This window comes from Fictibacillus enclensis (assembly GCF_001457035.1).
In the GTDB taxonomy this organism is placed as follows: Bacteria; Bacillota; Bacilli; order Bacillales; family Fictibacillaceae; genus Fictibacillus_C; species Fictibacillus_C enclensis.
On record NZ_KQ758622.1, the window covers coordinates 64525 to 88737 of the forward strand.

General features: G+C 42.5%; 23 protein-coding genes and 1 pseudogene. 15 read left to right on the forward strand and 9 right to left on the reverse strand.

What is annotated here, in order from left to right:
* Nucleotides 1-30 precede the first annotated feature (30 nt).
* From AS030_RS21300 to AS030_RS21340, 8 genes and pseudogenes are all read left to right on the forward strand, one after another.
* The gene (locus tag AS030_RS21300; protein ID WP_061975518.1) at nt 31-1230 is read left to right on the forward strand and encodes a Gfo/Idh/MocA family protein; all 1200 of its coding nucleotides are present in this window, start codon (nt 31-33) and stop codon (nt 1228-1230) included.
* Between the two features lie 197 nt (nt 1231-1427).
* A pseudogene (locus AS030_RS21305) lies at nt 1428-2848 on the forward strand (sugar porter family MFS transporter).
* A 28-nt stretch (nt 2849-2876) separates the two neighbouring features.
* Nucleotides 2877-3800: a TIM barrel protein gene (locus tag AS030_RS21310; RefSeq protein ID WP_061975519.1), complete on the forward strand. Its 924-nt coding sequence runs from the start codon at nt 2877-2879 to the stop codon at nt 3798-3800.
* A 710-nt stretch (nt 3801-4510) separates the two neighbouring features.
* Nucleotides 4511-5425: a myo-inosose-2 dehydratase gene (gene iolE, locus AS030_RS21320; RefSeq protein WP_061975604.1), complete on the forward strand. Its 915-nt coding sequence runs from the start codon at nt 4511-4513 to the stop codon at nt 5423-5425.
* Nucleotides 5426-5452: 27 nt separating this feature from the next.
* Nucleotides 5453-6892, forward strand: coding sequence for a sugar porter family MFS transporter (locus tag AS030_RS21325; protein WP_061975523.1), 1440 nt, complete (start codon nt 5453-5455; stop codon nt 6890-6892).
* A gap of 64 nt (nt 6893-6956) precedes the next feature.
* Nucleotides 6957-7991: a bifunctional inositol 2-dehydrogenase/D-chiro-inositol 1-dehydrogenase gene (gene iolG, locus AS030_RS21330; RefSeq protein ID WP_061975526.1), complete on the forward strand. Its 1035-nt coding sequence runs from the start codon at nt 6957-6959 to the stop codon at nt 7989-7991.
* 33 nt (nt 7992-8024) lie between these two features.
* Nucleotides 8025-8879 carry a 2-keto-myo-inositol isomerase gene (gene iolI, locus AS030_RS21335; protein WP_061975528.1) on the forward strand — a complete coding sequence of 285 codons (855 nt, stop codon included), beginning with the start codon at nt 8025-8027 and terminating at the stop codon, nt 8877-8879.
* A 128-nt stretch (nt 8880-9007) separates the two neighbouring features.
* Nucleotides 9008-9997, forward strand: coding sequence for an aldo/keto reductase (locus AS030_RS21340; protein WP_141687140.1), 990 nt, complete (start codon nt 9008-9010; stop codon nt 9995-9997).
* Nucleotides 9998-10047: 50 nt separating this feature from the next.
* Here the strand turns inward: AS030_RS21340 and AS030_RS21345 are convergent, their stop codons facing one another.
* The gene (locus AS030_RS21345) at nt 10048-11229 is read right to left on the reverse strand and encodes a DUF4317 domain-containing protein (RefSeq protein WP_061975532.1); all 1182 of its coding nucleotides are present in this window, start codon (nt 11227-11229) and stop codon (nt 10048-10050) included.
* A 212-nt stretch (nt 11230-11441) separates the two neighbouring features.
* Here AS030_RS21345 and AS030_RS21350 point away from each other — a divergent pair, with 212 nt between their 5' ends.
* The 4 genes from AS030_RS21350 (at nt 11442) to AS030_RS23255 (ending at nt 13984) form a co-directional block, all read left to right on the forward strand.
* Nucleotides 11442-11831, forward strand: coding sequence for a winged helix-turn-helix transcriptional regulator (locus tag AS030_RS21350; RefSeq protein WP_061975534.1), 390 nt, complete (start codon nt 11442-11444; stop codon nt 11829-11831).
* A gap of 165 nt (nt 11832-11996) precedes the next feature.
* The gene (locus AS030_RS21355) at nt 11997-12671 is read left to right on the forward strand and encodes an NAD(P)H-dependent oxidoreductase (RefSeq protein WP_061975536.1); all 675 of its coding nucleotides are present in this window, start codon (nt 11997-11999) and stop codon (nt 12669-12671) included.
* Nucleotides 12672-12911: 240 nt separating this feature from the next.
* A complete protein-coding gene (locus tag AS030_RS21360; protein WP_061975538.1) occupies nt 12912-13619 on the forward strand; it encodes a hypothetical protein in 708 nt (235 codons plus the stop codon).
* 215 nt (nt 13620-13834) lie between these two features.
* The gene (locus AS030_RS23255; RefSeq protein ID WP_082635927.1) at nt 13835-13984 is read left to right on the forward strand and encodes an aspartyl-phosphate phosphatase Spo0E family protein; all 150 of its coding nucleotides are present in this window, start codon (nt 13835-13837) and stop codon (nt 13982-13984) included.
* A 56-nt stretch (nt 13985-14040) separates the two neighbouring features.
* On the opposite strand, the gene AS030_RS21365 is transcribed toward AS030_RS23255, so the two are convergent.
* A complete protein-coding gene (locus tag AS030_RS21365; RefSeq protein ID WP_061975540.1) occupies nt 14041-14343 on the reverse strand; it encodes a hypothetical protein in 303 nt (100 codons plus the stop codon).
* Between the two features lie 336 nt (nt 14344-14679).
* Here AS030_RS21365 and AS030_RS23865 point away from each other — a divergent pair, with 336 nt between their 5' ends.
* The gene (locus tag AS030_RS23865) at nt 14680-14850 is read left to right on the forward strand and encodes an anti-repressor SinI family protein (protein WP_240482462.1); all 171 of its coding nucleotides are present in this window, start codon (nt 14680-14682) and stop codon (nt 14848-14850) included.
* Between the two features lie 87 nt (nt 14851-14937).
* Here the strand turns inward: AS030_RS23865 and AS030_RS21370 are convergent, their stop codons facing one another.
* From AS030_RS21370 to AS030_RS21380, 3 genes are all read right to left on the reverse strand, one after another.
* Nucleotides 14938-15282, reverse strand: a complete 345-nt coding sequence (locus AS030_RS21370; RefSeq protein WP_061975542.1) for an ArsR/SmtB family transcription factor — start codon at nt 15280-15282, stop codon at nt 14938-14940.
* Nucleotide 15283: 1 nt separating this feature from the next.
* On the reverse strand, nt 15284-15715 hold the full coding sequence (locus AS030_RS21375) for an SRPBCC domain-containing protein (protein WP_061975544.1): 432 nt from the start codon (nt 15713-15715) through the stop codon (nt 15284-15286).
* 107 nt (nt 15716-15822) lie between these two features.
* Entirely contained in the window at nt 15823-16794 is a 972-nt protein-coding gene (locus tag AS030_RS21380; RefSeq protein ID WP_420889666.1) for a DMT family transporter, read from the reverse strand.
* An 81-nt stretch (nt 16795-16875) separates the two neighbouring features.
* Here AS030_RS21380 and AS030_RS21385 point away from each other — a divergent pair, with 81 nt between their 5' ends.
* Nucleotides 16876-17772: an AraC family transcriptional regulator gene (locus AS030_RS21385; protein ID WP_061975548.1), complete on the forward strand. Its 897-nt coding sequence runs from the start codon at nt 16876-16878 to the stop codon at nt 17770-17772.
* Nucleotides 17773-18106: 334 nt separating this feature from the next.
* Nucleotides 18107-19108, forward strand: coding sequence for a nuclease-related domain-containing protein (locus AS030_RS21390; RefSeq protein ID WP_061975550.1), 1002 nt, complete (start codon nt 18107-18109; stop codon nt 19106-19108).
* Nucleotides 19109-19323: 215 nt separating this feature from the next.
* On the opposite strand, the gene AS030_RS21395 is transcribed toward AS030_RS21390, so the two are convergent.
* The 4 genes from AS030_RS21395 to AS030_RS21410 form a co-directional block, all read right to left on the reverse strand.
* Nucleotides 19324-19524, reverse strand: a complete 201-nt coding sequence (locus AS030_RS21395; RefSeq protein WP_061975552.1) for a cold-shock protein — start codon at nt 19522-19524, stop codon at nt 19324-19326.
* 132 nt (nt 19525-19656) lie between these two features.
* On the reverse strand, nt 19657-21210 hold the full coding sequence (locus AS030_RS21400; RefSeq protein WP_061975606.1) for a glycoside hydrolase family 32 protein: 1554 nt from the start codon (nt 21208-21210) through the stop codon (nt 19657-19659).
* Nucleotides 21211-21280: 70 nt separating this feature from the next.
* Nucleotides 21281-22738 (reverse strand): glycoside hydrolase family 68 protein, encoded by a 1458-nt coding sequence (locus AS030_RS21405; RefSeq protein WP_061975554.1) that lies wholly within the window; start codon nt 22736-22738, stop codon nt 21281-21283.
* 193 nt (nt 22739-22931) lie between these two features.
* Nucleotides 22932-24212, reverse strand: coding sequence for an ABC transporter substrate-binding protein (locus AS030_RS21410; protein WP_061975555.1), 1281 nt, complete (start codon nt 24210-24212; stop codon nt 22932-22934).
* Nucleotide 24213: the final 1 nt, after the last annotated feature.

Consider the following 24213-nt stretch of genomic DNA (forward strand, 5'->3'; position numbering starts at 1 on the left):
AAAAACAATCATTGAGAGGAGTTTTTTACAATGTTAAATGGAGAGAAGAAGATTGCCAGGCCATTGCGCTGGGCCATGATCGGTGGCGGAAGAACAAGCCAGGTAGGCTATAAACACCGTACGGGCGCCCTAAGAGATAATACAGCTTTTCAATTGATTGCCGGAGCATTTGATATCGATGCTGAACGAGGGAAGGAATTCGGTGTAAACATTGGGGTGGATGAAAACCGCTGTTATCCGGATTATCGAACCATGTTTACGGAAGAAGCAAAAAGGGAGGATGGGATTGAAGTTGTAACCATTGCCACTCCAAACGGAACGCATTATGAAATTACTAAAGCGGCTTTAAATGCCGGACTGCATGTGATTTGCGAAAAACCACTTTTTTTTACCGTAGAAGAAGGTGAAGAAGTTAAAGAGTTGGCAGAAAAACAAGGAAAAATTGTAGGAGTCACCTATGGCTATTCCGGAAATCAGATGGTGCTGCAAATGAGGGCCATGATTGAGCAAGGAAAAATTGGCGAGATCCGTGTGGTTGATCTGCAGTACACCCACGGTTTTAATGCAACCGATCAGGGTGAAAAAACCAGTGCTGCACAAAAGTGGCGTGTGGATCCCAAAGTTGCCGGGCCAAGCTTTGTTCTGGGAGACCTTTCAACCCATACCTATTATATGTCCGAGCTGATTATGCCAGAGATGAAAATTAAAAAACTATTATGTGACCGGCAAAGCTTTGTTGGAACACGCGCACCGCTGGAAGATAATGCGTTCGTAATGATGCATTATGAAAACGGAGCGGTCGGAAGACTCTGGACATCTTCCATCAATGCAGGCTGCATGGACGGCCAAAGAATCCGCATTGTAGGTACCAAAGCAAGTCTGGAATGGTGGGACAGCAAACCTAACCAACTTAAATATGAAGTTCAGGGTGAACCTGCACAAACATTAATCCGGGCCATGCCATACATGGATGAAACATGTAATGCGGATGAGCGTTTAGGGGCACTGCATCAGGAAGGACTTTCTGAAGCATGGGCAAATATCTATCTGAAGTTTGCCGTTGCCATTGACGCCAAAAATCGCGGAGATGAGGATACCTTAAAAAGTCTGGTATATCCCGATATTGATGCCGGAATACAGGGGATCCGCTGGATCGAAAATTGTGTGCGTTCTGCAGACAATGGCGGGGTTTGGGTAGAGTTTGAAACCAAAAAACTAGTGCAGGCATAAAAAAATTGTACATGATTCCCAACAGGAAAATTGCATATTCCATTTAAACTCACCAGGTTAGCTCTAAATAAGAAATATTTTGATATGGAATTAAAACGTTTTATTAAAGGCGTTGCAAATCTATGATTCCAGCCTTCGTTTATTCAGGAATCTGGTAGAAGCGATTTTTAAAAAAAGGTAGCAAAGGGGAATCTGATATGCAAAACATTAACGTTTCAGAACAGGCGGTTCAGCTAGAACATACCAAGAAAAGAAACCCAAAGAAGTACCTAAAATTAATTACGACGGTATCCACATTCGGCGGACTCTTATTTGGATACGATACAGGTGTAATTAATGGGGCGCTTCCTTTTATGAGTAAGCATGACCAACTGAATCTTAACGCGTTTACGGAGGGATTGGTCGCAAGCTCATTGATCCTCGGCGCTGCATTTGGTTCATTACTGGGTGGCCGGTTGCAGATAAACAAGGGCGCAGAAAGGTGATCCTGTATCTCGCCATCTTGTTTCTGTTTTCAACGATTGGCTGTGTGATTGCACCCAATGCCGCCATCATGGTTGTCTTTCGCTTTTTGCTGGGTCTCGCTGTTGGAGGTGCTTCTGTAATCGTACCTTCCTATCTTGCTGAGATGTCTCCTTCCGACCGGCGGGGCATGATGGTTACCCGAAATGAATTAATGATTGTTACTGGGCAGTTTCTGGCTTATGTGTGCAATGCGGTAATTGGAAATGTCTTTGATGATACAGGGCATGTCTGGCGGTATATGCTCGTCGTTGCCACATTGCCGGCCATCGCATTATGGTTCGGAGTAGCGGTTCTGCCGGAAAGTCCCCGGTGGCTTGCATCTAAAGGGAGAATAGCTGATGCGCTAAAGGTGCTTCAGACGATTCGTGATGACAAAACAGCACAAGAAGAGTTTAAAGAGATCAAGGCCAATATGCAGGCTGAACAAAGGATAGACAAGATCACACTTAAGGATCTAAAGGTACCCTGGGTCAAACGCATAGTTTTACTGGGAGCCATCATTGGCGGAGTTTCTCAGCTGGTTGGCATTAACTCCATTATGTATTATGGAACACAAATTCTTGAGAGCTCTGGTTTTGGAACAAAAACAGCCTTAATCGCCAACGTAGCCAATGGGTTAATCGCTGTCATTGCTTGTATTGCGGGTATGTATCTGATCGGCAAAATAAACAGAAGGAAGATGCTGCTTTCCGGTTTGGCGGGCGTGACTGTTGTTCTTATTGCCATTGGGATATCTGCATTCGCTGCAGCAGGTTCATCCATATTGCCCTATCTCGTATTATCTCTCACCGTATTATATTTAGCCTTCTTTCAAGGCGCAATCGGCCCATTAAGCTGGCTCCTTATGGCTGAAATTTTCCCAGTGCGCATGCGTGGTATGGGCATGGGAATTGCCGTGCTGTTTCTATGGCTTTGCAATTTTATCGTAGGTCTTTTCTTTCCTACTTTATTAAGCGGCATCGGACTTGCCGGAACGTTCTTCCTGTTTGCCTTATTCGGATTCCTTGGAATCATATTTGTGGCAAAGAACCTGCCAGAGACAAGAGGGCTGTCATTGGAACAAATCGAGGAAAACTTTAAAATGAAAGCATAGAATCGGCGTTTTGGAAGGAGGGATCGAATTGAGTATAAAAATTTCAGGAGCTCCTTGCTGCTGGGGCGTTGATGATCCGAGGAATCCTTACCTGCCACCATGGGAGCGGGTGCTGCAAGAGGCATCACAAGCTGGTTATAAAGGGATTGAGCTGGGACCTTATGGATATATGCCTATGGATGCTGATCGCGTGCAGGCAGAACTGGAAAAGCAGGATTTGAACATTATTGCCGGAACCATTTTTGATGATTTGGTATCTGAAAGCAATCTGGTGAATTTGTTGAAGCAAACCGATGACATTTGTTCATTAATCACCAAACTTCCTCCGGCTCCAAAGGAAGAGGGCCAAAGGTTTTCTGCCCCGTATTTAGTCATTATTGATTGGGGTCATGATGAAAGGGATTATAATGCAGGCCATCTTGATCGGGCACCAAGGCTGTCTGCAGAGGATTGGAAGAAAACAATGGGCCATATACGGGAGCTGGCAGAACGGGCGTGGAATCAATATGGAGTGCGATCCGTGATCCATCCGCATGCAGGGGGCTACATCGAGTTCGAAGATGAAATCCGACAGCTTGCCGAAGATATTCCTCACGAAACCGCAGGTCTTTGCCTCGATACCGGCCATCTGTATTATTCAAAAATGGATCCACTTCAATGGCTTAAGGAGTACGCTGACCGTTTGGATTATATCCACTTTAAAGATATTAACCTCACTATCTATCATCAGGTGATGAAGGAAAAGATTCGATTTTTTGATGCTTGTGCCAAAGGTGTTATGTGTCCGATTGGACAGGGAGTTATCGATTACTCTTCCATTCATCGTGTTTTAAAAGAAATGGATTACCAGGGATATATTACGATTGAACAAGAACGTGATCCCAGGAATGCGGATTCCAGTTTGCGTGATGTAAAGCAAAGCTATGATTATTTAATGAGTGTTGGCTATTAACCATTCATTCCCCAAACTTTCTCCAGAACCATCCTCGTATTTCATCACATCATAAATAAACCACCAACCTGCTCTTATTCAAGAGACTCTGGTTGGCGGTTTTTTTCTTCAATTTAGAGTTATAGGTTATTTTACAGGTGGGTGTACATCTTGATTCGTGCAGCGCCATATTTTTTCATGGATTCTGCCAAGTCTGCTCTGAAAGTCGAAATCACTTTAGCAAATTGTTTCATATTCGCTTCCTCCATTCGGTTGATTATGAATTGATTATAATTTGTTGGGTAACTTTTGACAAAGTGTATGAAAACGGCAACAACGGGAATGTAAGCCTTTTGCATCAATCTTTTTCTTTGAGTTTCTCTTACTATCTTTAATTTTCATGGATTTTTGTTTTTGCTTTCTCCGCAAATCACGCCCTTTTACTTGTATATAGTTGATTCTAAGCTGAACAGTGGCCGAGGTACATGGGGTAAACCGTTTATATAGGTATAGATCCTGTCAGCTGCTAATGGTAAAAAGGTTATATTTTCTGAAAAATAGATTGACTGTAAGCGCTTTTAATATTATGATTAATCCAACGTATCCAAAAGTTAACCAAAAAAGAGACAACTGTTGATAAACTTCTATGGAACAGATGAAAAGGAGAGAGCTTGAAATTACCTTATTAAAGCTAAATGAAAGCGGATTCTAAAAAGAAAGAAGGCATGGTTATGGGGAATCAAAGGATATCTTGGGGAATCGCTCCTATTGGCTGGCGGAATGATGACATTCCTGAGATCGGTGCAGAAAACACATTGTCCCATTTGCTTAGCGATATTGTCGTAGCGGATTTTGAGGGAACTGAAGTTGGCGGTTTTTTCCCGGAAGCTCACGTATTGAACAAGGAACTTCAGCTTCGTAATCTAAGAATCGCCGGGCAGTGGTTCAGCAGTTATATCATTCAGGATGGAGTGGAAGCAGCAACACACGCTTTCCATAAACATTGTGAGTATTTAAAGGAAGTTCATGCAGCTGTTGCCGTTGTATCCGAGCAAACATACAGCATCCAGGGTACGGGAAAAAATGTTTTCACTGAGAAACCGAGCTTTACGGATGAAGAATGGGATCAGTTATGTCAGGGACTTAATGAGCTGGGGAAAATTGCAGCAGAATATGATTTGAAATTGGTGTATCACCATCATATGGGAACTGGGGTCCAAACTCTTGAAGAAGTGGACAGGTTAATGGAGAACACGGATTCAAACGCTGTGCATTTGCTTTATGACAGCGGTCACATTTATGTTTCTGATGGTGATTACATGACACTGTTGAATAAACATATAGACCGCATCAAACATGTTCATTTTAAAGATGTACGCCAAGCAGTCAAAGATCAATGCGACAAAGATGGACGATCCTTCTTACAATCGTTTTTGGCAGGGATGTTCACGGTACCTGGCGACGGGTGCATTGATTTTACAAAAGTATATAACAAGCTATTGGAAACCCAGTATTCAGGATGGATCGTTATTGAAGCAGAGCAGGATCCTTCCATTGCACACCCATTGGAATACGCGTTAAAAGCCCGTAAGTATATTGATGAAAAATTACTTCCATTAGAGAATGGTTCATTGGTAAAGCATTAAAAAATCGGATCCTGGGGAGGGAAGAGCATGAGTAATCAGGCGATTGAAAAACCACGTGATTACAAGAAGGCTTTAAAGAAGATTACGGTTATATCCACATTTGGGGGACTGCTCTTTGGATATGACACAGGTGTTATCAACGGAGCGCTGCCTTTCATGGCCAAATCCGATCAGTTGAATCTGACTCCGGCAGCTGAAGGTCTCGTAACGAGTTCCCTTCTGTTTGGGGCAGCATTTGGATCTGTATTTGGAGGTCGTTTGTCAGACCGTTTTGGCCGCCGGAAAATGATTCTTAACCTGGCTTTGCTGTTTTTCCTGGCAACAGTCGGCTGTGCGATTTCGCCATCTGCTGGCGTGATGATAGCCTCTCGTTTTCTACTCGGTCTTGCCGTAGGTGCTGCATCTGTAATGGTGCCAAGTTTTCTTGCTGAAATCGCGCCGGCAGAACAGCGGGGGAAAATCGTAACCCAAAATGAATTAATGATTGTCTCAGGACAACTCTTAGCCTTTGTCTTTAATGCTGCGCTTGGCAGTACCATTGGTGAGGAAGCCGCACATGTATGGCGCTATATGCTCGTTATTGCTTCACTTCCGGCTGTGGTATTATGGTTTGGAATGATGTCTGTCCCAGAGAGTCCGCGCTGGCTGGCATCCAAGGGAAAAATAGGGGATGCCCTGCGCACCCTCAAAGAAATACGCGATGCAGGTAATGCTGATACAGAACTAAAAGAAATTCAGGATAATATTGCCCAGGAATCTGAGATAAAACAGGCAACCTACAGTGATCTGAATGTGCCATGGGTCCGCCGTATTGTATTGATTGGAATTGGAATTGCAATCGTACAGCAAATTACAGGTGTGAACTCCATCATGTACTATGGGACTCAAATTCTTCAAAAATCAGGATTTTCAACCAATGCTGCCTTGATTGGAAATATTGCAAACGGTGCCATTTCCGTTATCGCTACGTTTGTAGGGATCTGGCTGCTTGGAAAAATAGGCCGTCGACCGATGCTGATTATCGGATTGGCAGGAACAACGACAGCACTTGCTTTGATTGGATTATTTTCTTCGATCCTTGGAGGGTCCGCAGCACTTCCATTCGTCGTACTTACATTGACTGTTACGTTTTTGTGCTTTCAACAAGGAGCAATTTCACCGGTAACCTGGCTGATGCTGTCCGAAATATTCCCATTACGTTTGCGGGGTCTTGGAATGGGAGTAACCGTGTTCTGCTTGTGGATTACAAATTTCCTGGTGGGGCTTTCATTCCCGATTTTGATGGACGCTGTCGGGTTATCATCCACCTTTTTCATCTTTGCGGTATTAGGAATTTGCGCCATTCTTTTTGTAAATAAAATTTTGCCGGAAACAAAAGGAAAATCACTTGAGCAGCTGGAAAGCTTTTTCCGTAATTTTGACAAAAAGGCGGAAAGAAAAGTCGCAAACAAAGTTGCCAACCAATAAGTAAAAAATTCATACTATTCTTACAACAGTTCGGGTGAACTACAAATGAGGAGGAACAACTATCATGATTTTAAGATTTGGTGTAGTAGGAACAGGAGCCATTGGAAGAGAACATATCAACAGAATTACCAATAAATTATCCGGCGGTAAAATTGTGGCCGTAACTGACGTGAACCAGGATTCTGCAAAACAAACCGTTGAAACTTATCAATTGGATGCTGTCATCTATCCAGATGACAAAGCATTGATTGCGGATGAGAATGTCGATGTGGTACTGGTTACAAGCTGGGGTCCTGCACATGAGGAAACAGTAGTAGCAGCTGTAGAAGCCGGAAAATATGTATTTTGTGAAAAGCCCTTGGCTACAACGGCTGCCGGCTGTATGAGAATCGTGGAAGCAGAAATGAAGCAAGGAAAGAAACTCGTTCAAGTCGGTTTCATGCGCCGCTATGATACGGGATATGCTCAATTGAAGCAAGTGATCGCAAACAATGAAATCGGTGAGCCTTTAATGATTCATGCTGCACACCGCAACCCGACAGTTGGTGAAAATTACGTAACGGAAACAGCTGTACAGGATACATTAATTCACGAAATCGATGTACTTCACTGGTTGGTTAATGATGATTACAAAACGGTTCAGGTTACTTTTCCGCGAAAAACCAAAAATGCACATGGCAAGCTGCAGGATCCGCAATTATTTACCATCGAAACGATTGGCGGAATCGTTATGAATGTGGAAGTGTTCGTGAATTGTAAATATGGCTACGACATTCAGTGTGAAGTTGTTGGTGAAGATGGAATCGCAAAACTGCCGGAGTTCCCAAGTGTCGTGATGAGAAAAAGTGAACAGCTAAGCACCAACATTTTAAATGATTGGAAATACCGCTTTATGGATGCCTACAATGTGGAGATCCAGGACTTTATCGATTCTATCGCGAAGTCTGGTGAACCCGAGGGACCAACATCATGGGATGGTTACATAGCCGCAGTCACCTCTGATGCGTGTGTGAAAGCGCAGCAAACCGGAGAGAAGGAACCGATCAGCCTTCAAGAACGGCCAGCGTTTTACAGCGAACACATTCTTCAAAACAATTAATAGATTAATAGAAATAGAACGGAGATGATTTCCATGCAATTATGTTTTAACCAGGCGACAACGCTTGAAAATTCGAATCTAGCAAAGGATCTGGAATTCTGCGACAAACATGGGTACGACTACATTGAAATTCGTACGATGGATAAGTTACCCGAGTATTTGAAAGACCATTCTTTGGATGAGCTCGTGGAGTATTTTCAAAACCATCATATTAAACCGCTCGCATTCAATGCGCTCGTATTTTTCAATAACCGCGATGAAGCTGGCTATAAAGAAATTATTGACGAGTTCAAACAGATGATGGAAACCGGCAAGAAGCTGGGCATCCAGTATGTGGTCGCTGTTCCGCTCGTAACTGAACAAAAGATTCTAAAGGAAGATATTAAAAACAGCTGTGTAGAAGTACTCAAAGAGCTGTCTGATATTGCGGAGCCGTATGGTATTAAAATTGCAGTTGAGTTCGTGGGACATCCGCAATGTACGGTCAATACGTTTGGACAGGCATATGATATTGTTAAAGCCGTTAATCGTGAGAATGTCGGATTGGTTTTTGACTGTTTCCACTTCCATGCCATGGGATCCTCAATGGAGGATTTGAAAAAGGCAGACGGATCAAAAATCTTCATCCTGCACATGGATGATACAGAAGATTTCCCGATCGGAATTTTAACCGATGAGGATCGTGTATGGCCTGGATTAGGTGCCATTGATCTCGATGGCATTTTATCCACCTTAAAGGAAATTGGATATGAGGGTGCAGCATCGATCGAATTATTTCGTCCAGAATACTATCAATTGAGCGCTGAAGAAGCCATCAAAATAGCGAAGGAAACGACCGTTAATTCAGTCTCCAAATACTATGAATTTGATTCTGTTACCGTTCGTTAAAATCACAATAAAATAATGAATGAAAGCTGCCACTTAATTGGGCGGCTTTTTGTGTTTTAAGTGCAGAAAGAAAAGGAAATGAGATAACAGTGCTGAAAAAAAGATGAATCGTTGGATAGGAGGAAATATTGATGAGCTTAATCAAGGGGAAACTTGGAATTGGTACGGCTCCGCTTGGAAATATGTTCCGGGACGTTCCGGAGGACGAAGCGAGACAAACGCTGGAAACGGCATGGGACTTGGGAATCCGTTATTTTGATACCGCCCCGTTATATGGAGCCGGATTAGCAGAATTGCGCGTGGGAGAGTTTTTATCCCAACATAATCGTGATGACTATTTCCTGTCAACGAAGGTGGGCAGGGTGATTGAAGATGAAACAGAGGAAAAAGAGGGCATGTTTCAATATGGCCGTAAAAATAAAGTGACGACCGATTACAGTGAAGATGCCATTAAGAGATCGGTCGAGCAAAGTCTTGAACGATTAAAGACGGATCGCCTGGACTTTGTGTATGTGCATGATGTTTCACCCGACTATCACGGTGATGATTGGGTCACACAGTTTGATATTGCGCGAAAAGGGGCATTTCGTGTACTGTCCCGGCTTCGTAAAGAAGGAGTCATTAAGAAGTGGGGGCTGGGAGTCAACCGGACGGAACCGATCGAACTGGCCATGGAGCTGGAAGAAGCTCATCCGGATATCAGCCTGCTAGCGACTCATTATACGCTCTTAAACCATGATCATGCATTGCTTAAGCTCATGCCACGGGCTCTCGAGAAAGATATGAAAATTGTTGTTGGAGCACCGTTTAACTCAGGCGTATTGGTTGGAGGAAGTCATTTCGATTATGGAGATATTCCTGAAGAAATCGCTTCAAAAGCCAACCGAATCAAACAGATCGCCGAAAAGCATGGGGTAAGCGTAAAAGCGGCTGCCCTGCAATTTTCAATGGCACATCCTGCAGTAGCCGCTGTTATTCCCGGCTCTACCCGACCGGAACATATCAAGGAGGATGTAGCGGCATCCAAGGAAGACATTCCTTCTGACTTTTGGGACGAGTTAAGGGACCAAAATCTTGTTTCTCCACGTGCCCCGCTGCCGATTGATCAAAAGGTATAAGTATCTATCAAAAAAGCTTCTCCCAATGAAGAAGGAGAAGCTTTTTTCTGTTAATCTTCCACTTTTTCAGCAAAAGCCTCTGGAATCATTGTAAAGCCTTCGACGACGGTATCCTCTTCTACTTCAATCATGAGATAACGTTTGCCGCTGAGCTCGACTTGTTTGACGTACCTTAGATCCTGCGGGCTAATTGAAATGTTGGCGACTTTTGTATTAATTTTAATGGATTTTGAATTATACTTCGGAACAACGTTGCTTGCTTTAATTTCATAGTTTTGATCATCAATTATGTTTTTAAAGGCTGATTCTACTTTTTCCGAGCTAACGTCTTCCAGGCCGCTCATTGTGAGAACCCGCTCCACATCCTTCGTGTCCAATTTTGGCTGTTCTTCTTCTTCATTTTCTTCAATCATCCGGTGAATTTCCTCGTACACATTGGAGAGGGTGGAGGTATTCAATTGATCACTGGTTACATGTTTGATGATTTCTTCAAAAACGGCTTTGTCATCCTTTGCCGTCATCGTTTCTTCCCCGTTTAATACGTCCTCTATGAAAGAATAATCTGGTTCATGTACTTTCCCTGACGAATACAGAATATGGTTCACATCTGCTGCATTGTCGGTAAAGCAAGGGAATAGGAATCCACCCATTGGTGCGTTGAGATTGATAACGGGATCCAGCACGAAGTTGTACTTGAACTCTTTTTCTACATAGTCAAAAAGCAGTTCTTTTTTTGGTTCCTGAGTGTTATTGATACTGCAAAGAATAAAGGGATGGGAGTAAACTGTATCGTTTGCACTCTCCTCCGCATCAGCCCCACGGCGTTTGCTTGGCTTGAAGTATTCTCCGCGAATAAACGTAATAACAATATCTTTCTCATATTGCCGGTTTAACAGCATTTTGCCTACGATTTGCAGCATGCGCTCTTTCCAGTCTTCCACCTCACTGCTGAGCAAGCCTTGATGCAAGATGAGCTGACTGCCGTTTTCGGCATTCCGCTGAAATTTTAGTTCAAAGAGCTTCTCATCAAGGTTGCCGCCGAGTAATTTCTTGAAGTTAATTAAAAACAGCTCTTGCTGGTCCGGATCCAGCATTTCAAACGGCTGATTCTGATGATGATAAATTTCACTTGTTTCCTTCATAATATAAACATTAAAAATGTTGGAGATCTTGAGAGAATGATTATCTTTTTTAAATTGTTTCCGAATCTGAGCAATATCTTTTTTGTTCATAAATAAAAAACACTCCTAAGCTGCCCTGATTTTCAATTGGAAGGCAGACAGGGCTGTCCACCTTGCGTTCGAATCAGCATTAATTTTAACATAAATTGCTACAGACGAAGGAAAGTGTGGAGGGGATTTTCTCCCGATGGTGACTGAAGTTTCTTTTGTGATACGATAGGATGAATAACTATTACTACTATAATAAGTGCGGTGATGAAAGAATGGAAGATAACAATAGGGACTACTCGACCAATGCCGGTTGTCCTGTAACCAATACATTGGAAATCATCGGAGGACGATGGAAAGGGGTTATTCTCTATTATTTAACCTCAGGACCGAAACGCTTTAACGAACTGCGCCGGCTGGTTCCCAAGATTACAACGCGGATGCTCACGCTTCAGCTTCGTGAACTGGAGAAGCATGGCGTCGTCCATCGGGAATTTTATGAACAGATTCCGCCAAAAGTGGAGTATTCACTGACGGAGTTCGGATTAACCTTAAATCCAATTATCTTTGCTTTACGTGATTGGGGAGAGCGTTATAAGGATGAAGTCAGAAGTGTTTCTAAAAAGAACAAGCACCAGACTGCTGAAGAAAGTACAAATAAATAAACGCAAGCATGAATTCCCTGCCAACCGTGCGGGGATTTTTTGGTGGAGAACTAGGTATAAAAAAGGGTTCTATATCACAAAAATGTGCGTACTTGTTTGGAGTGTATTTATGAATTAATATTGTCACTTATAGAGGGAATTATTGAATGGAAAGGGTGGATCGATATGATCGCTGTACAGGAAAAAAAGAAAGAAATCATAGAGGCATTTCAATTCCGACATGCTACCAAAGCGTTTGATCCAACGAAGAAAATTTCAGAGGAAGATTTTCAATTTATTTTAGAAACAGGCAGACTATCTCCAAGTTCAGTAGGTTATGAGCCGTGGAAGTTCCTGGTGGTTCAAAATCAAGAGCTCCGTGAGAAAATCAGAGCAGTCAGTTTTGGAGCGCAAGGACAGCTGCCAACTGCAAGTCACTTCGTCATTCTTCTAGCACGAAAAAACGCACGGTATGATTCAGCGTATGTCCAGCAACTGCTTAGAGATGTGAAGGAAATACCAGAAGAGACCCTTGCACAAATGAATGAGGCATATAGAAGTTTTCAGGAAAATGATTTAAATTTGTTTGAAAGTGAGCGGGCGCTATTTGACTGGGCGAGTAAACAAACCTACATTGCCCTTGGAAATATGATGACATCTGCTGCTCAAATTGGCATCGATTCTTGTCCGATAGAAGGGTTTAATCTAGAAAATGTGACCAAAATTCTTGAGAACGAAGGCTTGCTGGAAGATGGTGCATTTGGTGTATCAGTCATGGCGGCATTTGGCTACCGTGCCCAAGAACCTAATCGTGCTAAGATCAGGCAGAGTGCCGAGTCGGTTACTAAATGGATCTATTAATCCAATATCTTTTGAAAGCCTATCACGAAGATAGGCTTTTTCTTTTACTTAGTTATATTTGTATCGCCAGGCGATATAATTACTCGTCAAAAAAACATTTTATTTAACGAAATGATATAATTGAATAGGTAGATGTCTTTTTAAAAAAGTGCTTCAGTTTTGCGTATCGCTGGGCGATATATCAGGCGATAAGCAAACTTACATAATAACCGACATTTCAAATAGAAAAGGAGGCCCGATATGCGACGCGATATACAACCGAATGAACGTGCTTTCTCCTCCAAGGAAGTCGCGGAAACAGTGGGGATAGCGACTCCCACTGTGCGTAAGTATGGACAAGTCCTGGAGAGGAACGGATACGAGTTTCTAAAGGACGGCGAACGCCGAATCTTTGTTCAATCTGATATCGAAGCGCTTGTAGCGCTGCGCGATACGCCCAACTCTCTGGACGATACAGCCAAAGAGCTTGTGGAGTTGCAGAAAGAAAGATTAAAAGAATCCAATCAAACTGAACTTGCAATAAGTGATACATATGAAACATTACCCCACGATCCCAATCAACTAAAAGAAGCCTTAATGATTGTATTCAAGGAACTCGCAGCCACCCGTGAAATGAATGTTCAACTGACCAACGATATGTCCCAGCTCAAAACAACCATTTCCCGACTCCAGCAGGACCACCATATTATCAGTTCCACTATTGGAAATGCAGCACAAAAAACGAACGCTAAAATCCAAAAATTAACCGAACAGCAAACGAATCATTATGAATCATTGCTGCAGCAGGAAAAACAAAAAACTGAACAATTAAAACAAGAGATACAATCAATGAGGGACGAACAAAAAAGAGAATGGAATTCCCAAACCGATTTTAATCAACGGTTGGAAGAAGCGCTGCAACAGCGTAAAGGAAAATGGGGGAAGCTTTTTTCTCTATTCGGAAAGTAAGGGTTCTAGGCATATTACCTATTTCCCGAGAAATATCTACAAATTGTGAGTAAATGTCGGCACATATTGACTCCTTTCGAGGAGAACAGAGAAATTTATGCTTCTCATTAAGAGAAGCTTTTTCACTTCTAGGAAATAATAGTTGATATTTGTAATTTTTAACAGTACGATTATATTATCCTTAAATCTTAACGTTTATGGGAGAGTAGAAGAAATTGACTAAAGAAGACTTGAAAAAAGAAATAAAAACCGTACGTCAATCGCTATACTTGATTGCTAAAAAAAGTGAAGTTTATTCAAGCAATGAGTTAGTTGAAAAAAGCCAGGAATTAGATAAATTGATTTTTATGTATCAAACGCTTTAATGATGTCTGCCTCCTCAGGGGTGGCTTATTTTTTTTGAGAAGGCATAATAAGATGCCTAGTTGACAGGGGATAAGTAAAAACATTTATTCACAGGATCTACCAATAACTGATGCGGTTTTTGTTCCAGATGTTCATCTATAGATTTAGGAATGGTTAATTCACCTTTTTTATACACCTTTGCAGGCTTAGTAAACTCTGTTTCCAAGACTGAATCAGGACTAATAATAATTTCGTTCTCATTTAATCCAATTAACACATGATCTTCTACATCGATATTAAATTCCTCTCGCCACGCGATTGGTAATAATATAACTCGTCGTTTATTAGGAATGTAATATTTTTCTGTCTCAATGATCAATGCAGGTCCCCTCCAAGATGTTCGTGTATATGAAATACTACCTTTTATGTATTCATATAAAACTGATAAAAAGGATACAATTTACATAAATATTTTATATACCTAAAGAACCAAACTTTGTCTATTTTACAGAATTATATCTTTTTTTTCAATTGACTATTTCGCGTATATGAGTTTTAAGTAGGAAAATGGCCGCTTGTTTGATTTTATTAGATCAATTAGAAAGAGCATAAATAGCTAAAAACACAACATTTATCATATAAAAACATTAAGTTTAGAAGTCGATAAGTAAAGGGTAACATTCCGTATATTTGTAATCGGGTTAGGGGTGGAGTTATGGACAACAAGATTATTGATTTATCAAGAGCCATGATGGAAAGGGATTTATCTGATCTTGAATGGCAGCAGCTTGTAGTGGAAGCTATGGGATCAGAAGTAACCAAAGAACAATTTAGTCAGTTTTTGGATAGGAAAAGAGCTTTAAAAAGAAAACCTTTGGGGAAGTGAACGTGAAGAAATAAGAAAATTGAAAAGCAATGTAAAGAAGACCCAAAAAGGGTCTTTTTTTGTAAAATCAAATCAAGCGACGGTTACTTATAGATTTTTTTTGTTGTCCTTTGCTTCTGCTACTCGCTTAACCCAATGGAGTTTGTTATCCCAATTTGCGGCTAGATTTGCCATCCACTCTGCCGTATCGGATAGTTGACTGGGGCATACGCTATAACGCATTTCCCTACCAATGCGGTCACCGGCTACAAGTCCGGCTTTATTAAGAACGTTCAAGTGTTTGACTACCGCTTGTCGGGAGACGGTTACTATAGACGACAATATTGTGGCGGTGGCCTGGCCCCTTTCCGCAATGAGGTTAAGCAGTTCCCTGCGGGTTGGATCTGCCATGGCATTCAACACAATTTCGAAATGCTCATCTGTGGACAGCATCTTATTGCTCCGCACGCTTTCGCAAAACTTCCAGCTGATATACCCATCCTTCAACATTTCCATCAAAGAATTTACGCTGTTCTTCCTGATCCACGTTAAGGCTAGAAAAGCCACTTTCAATGACACTTAGCATGGTTCCGCTATCCTTTTCCGTCAACATGAACTCAACTAAGGTTGAATTTCCTTCCCGAGGTTCTTTGCCTGGAAATGAACTTGCCCATCGGCAGGCGAGATAATTTGGCGGATCTACTTGTTCTATGATTACCGGAAACTTCCCGTACTTGGTATCGGCCACCACACGTGATCCTTCTACCTGCACCTTGTCGGGACCTGGTGCGTCACCGACCCACCATGCAGGTTCGTTAACGATATCCCAGACGGTTTGAATCGATGCGTTTATGAAAATATTTCGTTCAATTCGGTCGTTTGCCATTTTGAGCCCTCCTAGAGGATAATGTTTCGTGCAACCATAAGGTAGCACATATTTGTTTGAGGTGCAACTAATAAGTTGCACTTCAAACAAATAAATAACCCCTTAAATCAGTTAACTGACTCTAAGGGACTTTCGTTCTGATCTTCCTTTGTAGAGGAATGTTTACCCACTGCCAACAGGAAAATCATGCCGATAATACAAGCCGTGCCCATCCATTGGTAAAATCCAAAGGGTTCTTTTAGCCAAAAGACCGTTGTGAGAACAGCGGCCAGCGGTTCAATGCTCCCCAGCAGACTGGATTCCTTGGGAGTAAGGCTTTGCAGACTTTCAATGTAAAACCAAAAGGCAATCATCGTTCCAAAGATGATCACGAAAACCAAATTTAAAAAGGTTTCAAAAGTGAAGTAGTCTATCTCCATTTGCCAGGGCGGATGGATGAAACTTAATGCAAAGCCGCCGATAATCATGGCCCAGCCCACGATCACGAGTGAATCATATTGCTTCAGCAAGGGGACAGCATATAACGTATAAAAGGCCAGCGATACTCCGGATAAAATACCCCAGACGATGGCTGGTAGCGGCACGGAAAGTTGCGAGATCGAGCCATTGGTTAATAAGAAAAAGCACCCAACCAACGCCAGCGAAACGGTAACCATATCTTTTCTTGTGAAAATTGTTTGTTTACGAAGAAGTAAAAAAATAATAATCATGACCGGTGCCAAATATTGCAGCAGAGTGGCGACCGCCGCATTTCCATATTGGATGGAAGCCATGTATGTATATTGAACCGCCAACATACCGAGCAGCCCAAAGACAAGCAAGGAAAGGGCAGTCTTTTTGTTTTTCCAAACGCCCAAAATTTGTGAACGGTCCTTTCCAGCATATTGAATTATTAACAGCAAAAAACCGGCTAGAAGTAATCGGTTTGTTACCAGCCAGTTTACATCAATTCCTTGTTGAAACAGTTTTTTTGCCACTGTGCCGCCGATTCCCCAAAATATCGCGCCGGTGATCACGAGGATTAATCCCGTTTTTCTTGTTGGTGCATTCACGATTGATTCTCCACCTTCAACTATCATAATAGTGCTATAATAACTGGGAATTGAGCTTAATAATACCCAGATTGAACGGGAAAATATAAGGATATTGAGGTGGCATCTATGCAGATGAAAAATTTTAAGATTGACCAAAACTTAAAAGAATTAACTCCTCATCGGACAGTTGTGCTGCCCATTGCGTGCTACAAAACCACGATTAACCAAAATATCCATGGCTATATTCCACTTCACTGGCATGATGAAATTCAGTTTGTTTTGATGGTAAAAGGGGAAGCAGCCTTTCAGGTAAATGAAGAAAAGAGGTTGGTTAAAGAAGGCGACGGATTATTTATTAATAGCGGGTGCCTGCACAAGGCGGAGGAAGTAAATCAACCAGGCAGTGTGTATATCTGTCTAAACGTTTCTCCTCATTTTGTGTTATCACAAGAATTGTATACGACTTATGTCTATCCCTATGTACAAGCAACGAATTTACCCTGCATCTACTTGGATCACCATGAAACATGGGCGAAGAATAGTTTAGAGGCCGTCACACAGATCCACCAATTAATTCAACAAAAACCCTCGTTTTATGAAATCACGATTACAACGCAACTGATTTCCCTCTGGCAAAACTTAATACTCAATGGATTTCACCTGGAACATGAACAAACGGAAGTGGTAAAAAGTCAGAGGATGAAAAAAATGCTCAACTGGATTCATGAACATTATGGAGAGAAGGTGAAGCTCGACAATATCGCCAAAGCGGGCCAATTGAGCCGGTCAGAATGCTGCCGTTATTTCAAAAAAATATTAAAGAAATCACCTATGAATTACGTGACAGAGTATCGTATCCAACAAAGCCTGATTCTCCTGCAGCAGCAGGAGTCGAATGTGACTGAAGTGGCCTATCAGGTTGGATTTAACAGTACCAGCTATTTCATTGATACTTTTCGAAAGTCTATTAAAATGACACCGTTAACTTATAAAAGAAAAGCTGCAAAAACTCCAAGCTGCTAAAGATCACCGGCTGTAGAAGGTAACCGGCTCCCAGGCCGATCAGCACTCCGGGAACAGCTTGGTCTATCATTAATCCATTATCTGCACCAAAATGACACATCCGTACATAATCAGATCACTCTGTTTCATCGAAAAACTTCCAAATGTATCTCCGTATTGCTGCCAGTATATAAAATGACGTATCGTCAAATTCAAGTCCTGGGAAATGAAAATTTGAGGTCTATGGAAATCAGGCCTTTATGAGTATTTACTTCAAAATTGACAGAGATAAAATTGTAAGTAACCATTAACTGAATCAGCATCGGTTTAATTCATCCATAAGGAGCTTGTTAAAATGGTAATTACATTGTCCATTTTAGTTGTTGTATTAGCGGTGCTTTGCATTTTTCTTTATAAACGGCAAAAGGATGCAAAGGCTCTTCATCAAAAACAATTGAAAAAGATAAAAAGAGAAAAAATTACGGAAATTGAAGAAATGCAGCTTCAGACGGCAGCTACTCTAGAGATCACGGAGGAAAAGCTGCTGCAGGAGAAAAACAGGGAATTGGCCAAAGCGGCAGAAGAGCAAGTAGCCCTAAGGCAATTGTTCGAAGAAAAACTGCTGCAAAAAAACAACTATATCAATCATTTGCTCCGGTATAAACGGGATAAAGGGGAAATCCTCACACATACGTTTCTCAGCATGGTGAAAGAAGAATTTATGGAGAAGGGCATGCTCGATTACGATGACATGATCATCATGGGAAATGTGTTTATACCGCATGCCACAAATGTAACAATGGAAGGCTTCAACTCCCGTCAAATTGACCATTTAATTTTAATGAGAACAGGCATCTTTATGATCGAGACCAAATACTGGGCAGGGGATGTTCTGCATGGCATTTCCAAAAGAACGGCCAAAGAGTTTTCCTTTATATTGGATAAATTGTTTGGAGATATAAAAGACGCGGATGAACGGACCATTGTCGTAAAAGGGATGAGTGATACTGACTCTGCTTCTGAAAAAGAGAACGCCCTAAAGATTACACGATACGGGGATGGAAATCCGGATCAACAAGTGAAAAAGACGGCAGGGAGCCTCTATCACTTTTTAAACCATGAAAACTTACCTTGCCTGTGGGTACAGGGTATTCTGTATTTCGGCTATCCGCAGGATCAAAACAATCGATTAACCAGTTTTGTAACGAATACAGGGGATAGAAATCCTCCATTTATCAGCTCGCAAGAAGAGTTAAAGGGATATTTGGAACAGCAGGCAAATAAAGAGCCGATCTATAGCAAAAGTGATTTAAAGGCTATGAAAGAACTGCTATTGAGGATAAATGAAATTTCGTAATAAAAAAAGCCTAACAAAATGTTACAGGATTATGTATTATTTCAATGCTATTTCCAAATGATATGGTATACTGTTAATATCCTGTGAAGATTACACGATTTATTACTTGTAAAAAGCCCCGCTCCAAATTGGAGCGGGGCTTTTTGCATAGTTTTTTTATGGATTTATCCATAAAAAAACAGCCTCTTGATCATCAAGAGACTGTTTAAAGCAATTTATGCTTTTTGAACGTTAGCAGCTTGAGCTCCACGAGCACCTTGCTCAACGTCGAAAGTTACTTTTTGGCCTTCGTCTAAAGATTTGAATCCTTCAGATTGAATAGCAGAGAAGTGTACGAATACATCGTCTCCTTCTTCGCGCTCGATGAATCCGAAACCTTTTTCTGCGTTAAACCATTTAACTGTACCTGTTTCCATGTATGTTGCCTCCTAGTGCGTTGCCACACAAATATATTACTATCCCTGCTCAAAGTATTAATTTTCTACACCGAACAAAAATAATTCTACAATCATCATACCAAAAATCGGAAGGTAATGCAAACATAATTATCAATTACCTTTCAAATGACTGACTTTAAGGTTGTGGAAAGTTGCGTTACCATCATCAGAGAATAACGAAATCCCTTCATCCTCAAATCTCGGATAAACCAGATTCGAATGTACCGCTTTCCCATCATCCACAAACACTTCGATACTCGTTTTATCTACGATTACCTTCAGATGAACCTTTTTCTTGGCTGCATCAAAGGGTGCCTTACTCTCGGTAAACTTGTTTTCTTTATCGGGATGATCTGTAAATGACCGGTTCACATAAGAATACTGATCTGCCGCATTAATTCCCACATCGATGTGACGCTTCTTATCATCTGATTCACGAAGTCTCAGGCCAATATTCTTGGCCTCTTTCCAGTTGATATCGGTCTCGAGTTGATAGACATCTGCTTTCACATCCAGTGTTTTAGAGCCGTCCACTTCAATCTTTTCATAGGTTTTTGTTTCACCTTTTAAATCTTCCAGTGCTTTCACGGGCTGGGAGGCCAAATAGTAGGCACCGCCATCTCGGGATATAAGCTTGATCTCACGGGTGACAGAATCCATGCCGTTAAAGCCTTCTTTTAAGGTTGGGGTGTTATGCGGATACGCCCAGTTGTTCATCCAGGCAAGCGCATAGCGCTTTTCGTATGGATCGCTCGCTGCACCATCTTCAAATGTCACGCCGCCGTACCAATCGAAGCCGTGATCAAGCCATTGCGGTTTTTCCTGATCGGGGGCAAAGGTGTTTCCGTCAAAGCTGCCGGTCCAGTAGGCGTATGTGTTCGGTTCGCCAATAGTGGAGCCGTTGGCACTGACGCCAAGCACCCATTTCATTGTTCCGTCATCAGCACGTATCATATAAAGGTCCGGACACTCAAGCACACCAAGATTCTCGGTGGAAAAGCCACTCGTATACGTCCAATCCTTCAGGTTGTCTGATTCGTAAAAACCGATTTTGTTTCCTTCCGCCATCGTCATGACCCATTTGTTGTGCTGCGTATCCCAGACGATTTTCGGATCGCGGAAATCCTTGGTGCCGGGGTTGGTCATGATAGGCATTTCACTGTAGGATTTAAAGGTTTTTCCGTTGTCTGTGCTGTACCAGAGAAACTGTTCCTGCTTGCCGCCGTCTTTTGAAGGCTGGGTAAGAATAGCGATCCAGGCATTTTTGCCGAAGCCAGCACTGTTTTCCTTATCGATGACGACCGATCCGGACCACGGATCACCATTCTCATTCGTGTACTTTGGAATGGCCACGCCTTCGTCCTTCCAGTGGACAAGGTCTTGAGATACAGCATGCCGCCATTCGGTTCCGTTGCCTTTCGGATAGTCCTTATTATAAAGATAGTAATAGTGATATTTTCCGTTAACGTAGATTGGGCGCTGCGGATCGTTTTTCCAATGGTCCGGTGCAGTGAAATGGTACGCAGCTCTGTGGGATTGCTCGTTTTCCTTTTTCTTTGGCGGGTTATTGGTTGGCTGTTGTATCAATGAATAAAATTCCAGAAGGCTGAGTACCACGAGAGCGATAACGGCCCACAACAGTTTTTTATTATCTATGGCCTTCATATCCATTCACCTTCCTTTCCATGAAATGAAAAAAGAAAATGCCGAGTCGGGCATTTTCTTTTTTCATTAATTAATCCGTCAGCTGACCCTGGTTCAGGATGCTGTCTTTTACAACCGAAGTATGCGGTCCTTTGATGTTCAGCTTGAAGCTTGGCGCAAACGTGGACTTATGATCTTCAAAGAACCCACGGTTGGTCATGTAGCTTGTGACGACCGCGTTGTCGCTGTTCTTTTGAGGGATAACATAGTGAGCATAATTCCACGTAATATCGTTTGGATCAAGGTCCTGGTGAAGTACGATTCCTGTTTTATTCAACGGCTTGAACGGGCCGTCCAGGGAGTTGGCAACATAGCCAAGCATGTAAATATCTTTATTATCGATACCGTCTATCGTCATCTTGGATCCGCGTGCGCTTGTGAAGAGGTACCATTTGCCGTCTTTTTCAAACACGTTGGCACGTTCGATTTCATCGGTTACGGTGTTGGAAACAATAAGTGGTTTCATCACTTTTTTTACTGTGTAATCATCATTGATTTCAATGATTCCGATGGCGCCGTTTGCTTTTTCGGCTGCATCCTTTTTCGGGCTTTGAAGCAGCTTGTTCTTTTCATCCTGGAAGAAGGCATTGCTGTTGCCGTAATAGGCCTGGTTGTAAAGCTGATTTTCGCCCTGATAGCCGGTTTCAGTGCCGGTATTGGCTTCAAACACAAGGTATTTGTGGCCATTGTCTTCCACATAATGCGGATCTCTTAGCGTATGGTTGTCGTTATAGTCACCACCGCCAAATGCTTTTTCTACCGTTTGGTACATTTTGCTGTCTCCGCCCTCGAAGATGGACTTGTAGTCTTCCACGCCATCGATATCCAAGGTGCTGCTGTCCTTTTCAGACACGTTTACTTGTGCGGTGGTCAGCGTTTGTTTGCCGTAATGCTTCGATTCGGGTGTGAACGGCTCACGATTGGTATAGAACAAGCGGATTTTGCCATCAGATGTAAAGGTGGCAGAACCGGACCATTCTTCGGACTGATACTTTAAGTAGCGATCGTTTGTTTTATACTTGTCGTTGTCATCAAACACACGGCCGGCATTTTTCCAGGCATCGAGGGAATGGTCACCTGCTTTTTTATAGAACATGTAGATGAATGTGTCATTGGCGTTCTTTGGATCACCGGCAAGCCCGAATACGATGTTGTAGCCCTTGTAATTCGCCACCGTTCCGTCAGCGTTCTGCAGCGGCCACGTATCCCACACATCCATTTTGATCAGGTTGCCGTCTTTGTCATACTTCTTGGCAGAGGGGATGTTCTTGATGGTAGAGGCATCGAATTTCGGAACTTCGAACTTGGCATCTCCATGCTGGGAGATCATGTCTTTCATGTCAGAGCGGGTAATCTGAGACGTTCCGTACGTCTCTTTGTAGTCTTTTGTTGCGGTTTCTGCGAAAGCCTCTGGCCCGCCTGCTCCAAAAAGGATAGCGGCGCTCAACGATACGGCTGAAGCCTTTACGGCCAGCTTTTGAAATCTCATTTTGTTTCCTCCTATAGTGTTTTTGCGGTAAACCTGTCATAACCGTGCGGCAGGGAACCTTGTTTATTACACATTGAATTATAGGACAGGGGCGTCAGGCTTGGATATGGCACATATTGATACGGATTTCGTCTTATATTGATATAGGAAAACCAGGCGCAAAAAAAAAGCCCCTTTTGGAGGCTTAAAGCATTTATTGCGATATCGAACGTTCCCAGGATTTCTGGAATTCATGTAGCAGCTGTTCCCGGGTCAGCTTTTTTCCTACATACATTTTCATGGCGGCGCCAAATTCATCCCGTACGCCGACAGGGAAATGAAACCAGTTGGAAGAGAGGGTTTTTCCTTCCTTATAGTGCTGCATGATCTCGGCAGCCAGTGGGCCGGGATTTGCAGGCTTAATCGTTTTAAAGGCAGGAATAAACTTGAACTTTTCCGTCATAAAGGCTTTCCCCTTGGAGGATGAAACCATCCAATTCAATAACTTTTTGGCTTCTTTTTTCTCTTCGGACGAGGCCTGTTTGTTTACCACCCAATAGTTTGGAACACTCACCACGATTGATCCAGTGGATGGCTCTTCATTAATCGGGACGGGCATCAGTCCGAGCTTCATGCCGGGTGCCAGATCATTGATCATGGGCTGAATCCAGTTTCCCTGCAGGATGATGGCCGCATTTCCATTGGCGAAACTGTTGACTTCCGCCGTATAGTCGGTGGTCAAAGGGTTTGCCGTACCATATTTCAAGGTCAGGTCCAGGAAATCCAGCACATCATTAAATGTTGGATTGTGGTCAATGCGTGCGGTTCCATTATTCAAACGTTGGATAAAAGTTGCCGGGTCTTTTTGCATGGCAAACGCGATATTCAACAGGTGGACACCCAGCTTCCAGTCTTCATAATAACCGGTCGCAAACGGGGTAATGCCCGCTTTTTTCAATTTTTGGGCGGCGGCGGTTAATTCACTCAATGTTCCGGGCTCACGGATAATGCCGGCTTTGCGGAATAACTTTTTATTGTAAATCAGTCCGTAGCCTTCGAGATTCATTGGCATTCCGTAGATTTTTCCGTTCAATTTGATGGGGTTCAAAGCATCACCGTAGGCATCTTTTACCCAGGGCTGATCAGATAAATCCACCAGGTACTTTCTCCACAGCTTTGCATTTTCGAATCCAGTGTTGGTAAAAATGTCAGGCGCTTTGCCGCTGGCCATCTCTGCTTTCAGGTCTGATAAGGTATCCGCTGCACCGCCCACCGTATGAATCACGATGTGCACATGGGGATTTTTCTTTTCATAGGTCTTGGCCATTTGCTCGAACTGCGTGGAAATTTCCACCTTCGGATTTCGGATCGTCAAGGTGACGTCCGGCTTTGAGGGTGTTGGCTTTTCCATTTCCCTGTCGTCAGGGTTTTGGCAACCCGTGAGCGAAAGGCTGATCATTCCAGTTAACAGGATCAAAGGAAGTTTTCTCATCATT

Bases quoted from the DNA above. Each gene is read 5' to 3' on its own strand.
- AS030_RS21300 (WP_061975518.1), top strand. From the start codon at position 31: ATGTTAAATGGAGAGAAGAAGATTGCCAGGCCATTGCGCTGGGCCATG.
- iolE (WP_061975604.1), top strand. From the start codon at position 4,511: ATGGGGAATCAAAGGATATCTTGGGGAATCGCTCCTATTGGCTGGCGG.
- AS030_RS21325 (WP_061975523.1), top strand. From the start codon at position 5,453: ATGAGTAATCAGGCGATTGAAAAACCACGTGATTACAAGAAGGCTTTA.
- iolG (WP_061975526.1), top strand. From the start codon at position 6,957: ATGATTTTAAGATTTGGTGTAGTAGGAACAGGAGCCATTGGAAGAGAA.
- iolI (WP_061975528.1), top strand. From the start codon at position 8,025: ATGCAATTATGTTTTAACCAGGCGACAACGCTTGAAAATTCGAATCTA.
- AS030_RS21345 (WP_061975532.1), bottom strand. From the start codon at position 11,229: ATGAACAAAAAAGATATTGCTCAGATTCGGAAACAATTTAAAAAAGAT.
- AS030_RS21350 (WP_061975534.1), top strand. From the start codon at position 11,442: ATGGAAGATAACAATAGGGACTACTCGACCAATGCCGGTTGTCCTGTA.
- AS030_RS21355 (WP_061975536.1), top strand. From the start codon at position 11,997: ATGATCGCTGTACAGGAAAAAAAGAAAGAAATCATAGAGGCATTTCAA.
- AS030_RS21360 (WP_061975538.1), top strand. From the start codon at position 12,912: ATGCGACGCGATATACAACCGAATGAACGTGCTTTCTCCTCCAAGGAA.
- AS030_RS23865 (WP_240482462.1), top strand. From the start codon at position 14,680: ATGGACAACAAGATTATTGATTTATCAAGAGCCATGATGGAAAGGGAT.
- AS030_RS21370 (WP_061975542.1), bottom strand. From the start codon at position 15,282: ATGCTGTCCACAGATGAGCATTTCGAAATTGTGTTGAATGCCATGGCA.
- AS030_RS21375 (WP_061975544.1), bottom strand. From the start codon at position 15,715: ATGGCAAACGACCGAATTGAACGAAATATTTTCATAAACGCATCGATT.
- AS030_RS21380 (WP_420889666.1), bottom strand. From the start codon at position 16,794: ATGATAGTTGAAGGTGGAGAATCAATCGTGAATGCACCAACAAGAAAA.
- AS030_RS21385 (WP_061975548.1), top strand. From the start codon at position 16,876: ATGCAGATGAAAAATTTTAAGATTGACCAAAACTTAAAAGAATTAACT.
- AS030_RS21390 (WP_061975550.1), top strand. From the start codon at position 18,107: ATGGTAATTACATTGTCCATTTTAGTTGTTGTATTAGCGGTGCTTTGC.
- AS030_RS21395 (WP_061975552.1), bottom strand. From the start codon at position 19,524: ATGGAAACAGGTACAGTTAAATGGTTTAACGCAGAAAAAGGTTTCGGA.
- AS030_RS21400 (WP_061975606.1), bottom strand. From the start codon at position 21,210: ATGAAGGCCATAGATAATAAAAAACTGTTGTGGGCCGTTATCGCTCTC.
- AS030_RS21405 (WP_061975554.1), bottom strand. From the start codon at position 22,738: ATGAGATTTCAAAAGCTGGCCGTAAAGGCTTCAGCCGTATCGTTGAGC.
- AS030_RS21410 (WP_061975555.1), bottom strand. From the start codon at position 24,212: ATGATGAGAAAACTTCCTTTGATCCTGTTAACTGGAATGATCAGCCTT.